The sequence below is a fragment of the Actinospica durhamensis genome (assembly GCF_018139695.1).
In the GTDB taxonomy this organism is placed as follows: Bacteria; Actinomycetota; Actinomycetes; order Streptomycetales; family Catenulisporaceae; genus Actinospica; species Actinospica durhamensis.
This window is the reverse complement of sequence record NZ_JAGSOG010000707.1, coordinates 1-493: the sequence shown is the minus strand read 5'-3', so window position 1 is coordinate 493 and position 493 is coordinate 1. Positions and strand designations below refer to the sequence as shown.

The window sequence follows — 493 nt, the reverse complement described above, 5'->3', positions numbered from 1 at the left end:
CGTTTCCCCTGTTTCCCCACGTGGGCGCGGGTCTCGCCGCGCGCCCCGCGGGCTTCGGCCGCCGTCCCCGCTTTCTTCAGTCCATCGTTCAAACGACCCCCCAAACGAAGCGCGCGGACGGTGCGAACCGGGCCGCAGGGCCGGTTCCGGGACCGTGCACGAGCCGCGCCACGTCGACGGCGGCCGCCCGCGCCGCTCCTCAGCCGCCCGCCGTCGACGCCGGCGCCGCCGCATGCCCCAACTGCCCCGAGTGCCCTTCCTGCCGCACGATCTGGCTCTGCCCCGCCTGCCCCAGTACGAGTGCGACCGCGCCGAGCGCACAGGCCTGATCCCCGAGCGCCGCCGAGAGTATCCGCAGGCTCGTTCCCGCCGGCGGCAGGCTCGCCGCCTGCGCCGACTCACGCAGCGGATTGAGCAGCAGCTCGCCCGCCTGTGCCAACGCCCCGCCCACCACCACCGCGGCCGGATTCAGCACCGTGCACAGCATTCCCAC

At 74.6% G+C, this 493-nt stretch carries 1 protein-coding gene; it reads right to left on the bottom strand.

The window, feature by feature from the left end; all coding sequences use genetic code 11:
• Window positions 1-199: 199 nt before the first annotated feature.
• Window positions 200-493 (bottom strand): ROK family protein (locus tag KDL01_RS41825; RefSeq protein ID WP_212534257.1); only part of this gene is annotated, 294 nt, incomplete at its 5' end.